At 66.4% G+C, this 2421-nt stretch carries 1 protein-coding gene; it reads left to right on the forward strand.

Translation table 11 applies throughout. The features are described from left to right. On the forward strand, nucleotides 1-2151 hold a 2151-nt coding region (gene katG / locus RCH11_RS18035; protein WP_327058409.1), incomplete at its 5' end, for a catalase/peroxidase HPI. Nucleotides 2152-2421: the final 270 nt, after the last annotated feature.

Consider the following 2421-nt stretch of genomic DNA (forward strand, 5'->3'; position numbering starts at 1 on the left):
GCCGACCCGCTCGGCGCGGACTTCGACTACGCGGCGGCTTTCGCCACGATCGACTTCACGACCCTCAAGTCGGACATCAAGCGACTGCTCACCACATCGGTCGACTGGTGGCCGGCGGACTACGGCAACTACGGTCCACAGATGATCCGAATGGCGTGGCATGCCGCCGGCACGTACCGAATTGCCGACGGCCGTGGCGGAGCGGGCACCGCGATGCAGCGGTTCGCACCAATCGGAAGCTGGTGGGACAACGGCAACACCGACAAATCACGACGACTCCTACAGCCGATCAAGCACCAGTACGGCAACGCTCTGTCGTGGGCCGACCTGATGGTCTTGACCGGCAACTGCTCCCTCGAGTTGATGGGCCTGCCGACGTACGGCTTCGGTGGGGGACGACTCGATGCGTGGGAACCGGACGACGGCACCTGGTGGGGCCCGGAGGTCTGGAACCCGCACGCGGTCGTGAGCCCTGACGAGATGGTGAGCCGCGACGAACGCTGGCATGGTCAGAACGGCGACGCGGACTACGACCTGCAGAGCCCCCTGGCCGCGTCGCACCAGGCGCTCATCTACGTCAACCCTGAGGGGCCCTATTCGAACGGCGACCCGCTGGGCTCAGCACGCGACATTCGCATCACGTTCACGCGGATGGCGATGAACGACGAGGAAACGGTGGCATTGATCGCCGGGGGCCACGCGTTCGGTAAGAGCCACGGCCAGGTACCCGCATCCGACATCGGACCATCACCCGAGAAAGCCCCGATCGAGTCGATGGGGCTCGGTTGGCACAACCCGGTGGGTACCGGCAGTGCCGAGCACACTTCGACCAACGGCATCGAGGGCAGCTGGACTCCGAACCCGACACAGTGGGACAACGCCTACCTCGAGAACCTGTTCGCGTACGACTACGAGCAGACGAAAAGCCCGGCCGGCGCGCTGCAGTGGGAACCGACTGACCCGGAGGCGCCGAAGACTCCGGACGCCCACGTACCCGGTCAGATGAACCCGCTCATGATGATGACCTCGGACATCGCACTCAAGGTCGACCCGGAGTATCGGGCCATATGCGAACGTTTCCTGGCCGACTTCGATCTGTTCACCCTCGCGTTCTCGAAGGCCTGGTACAAGCTCACGCACCGCGACATGGGGCCGAAGCACCGGTACCTCGGCCCGGAGGTCACCATCGCCGACGACCTGCTCTGGCAGGACCCGCTCCCGGACGCAGCAGGATCCTCACTCGACGAGGCCGACGTGGCAGCGCTCAAGGAAGCCGTCCTCGCGACCGGGCTGTCCATGTCCGACCTCGTCTACACGGCGTTCTCCGCCGCCTCGACCTACCGCGACAGCGACAAGCGCGGAGGGGCGAACGGTGGCCGCCTGGCCTTGTCGCCGCAGAAAGACTGGGCGGTCAACCGACGCACCGTCCCAGTCATCGACGCGCTGCGGAAAGTGCAGGTGGCTTTCACGGCGACGTCGGGCGGACGGAAGGTGTCTCTCGCCGACCTCATCGTCCTCGCCGGCAGCGCCGCCGTGGAGCAGGCGGCACGGGCGGCAGGATCTGACGCCAGCGTGCCGTTCACGCCAGGCCGTGTCGACACGACACAGGAGTTGACCGACATCGAGATGTTCGAGTGGCTGCGACCCATTGCGGACGGGTTCCGCAACTTCGTGTCCGAGCGCTTCGAAGAGTTTGCTCCGGGCGTCGCGCCCGAGGCGGCATTCCTCGACAAGGCGAACCTGTTCACTCTCACCGCACCGGAGTGGACCGTCCTGCACGCCGGGCTCCGCGTGCTCGGCAGCAACTGGGACGGGTCCGACGTGGGTGTGCTCACGGATCACGTCGGAGCCCTGACGACCGACTTCCTCGTGAATCTGACCGACACCGACCTCATCTGGACGAAGGACGACGAGACCGCGATGACCTTCACTGGTCGGGTTCAGGCGAGCGGCGAGGCTCGCTGGAGGGCCTCCCGGAATGACCTGGTATTCGGCTCGAACGCGCAACTGCGGTCGATCGCCGACGCCTACGCGGGCAGCGACGGGCAAGAGCGGTTCGTCCGCGACTTCATCCGCGTCTGGTCGAAGGTCATGATGCTCGACCGCTACGACGTCCATGGCCACAAGCGTTACGGGGCGATGGCCGCCTGACCCCGGAGGTCGCGTCCCGGGGAGCTGACGGCATGGAGGCACGGCGCGGTCACGCGCTGAGCCTCCGAGCCGTCGAGGCCTTGACCGAACGACGCTTGAGGCCGCGAGCCGAACGTTGCACGGATTGATCAGGCTGGGGACGGCCAAGGAACCTCCGCGGGCAGCGCGTGGTCGACCACACTCGCACCTCGACGGCCTGCGAGGGTGGACGGGCCGCTATACCCTGGAAGCCGTTGCCCCCACTCGTAGAGACGCCGGCCGGATTTGCTT

The sequence above is a fragment of the Glaciihabitans sp. GrIS 2.15 genome (assembly GCF_035984695.1).
Taxonomy (GTDB): Bacteria; Actinomycetota; Actinomycetes; order Actinomycetales; family Microbacteriaceae; genus Lacisediminihabitans.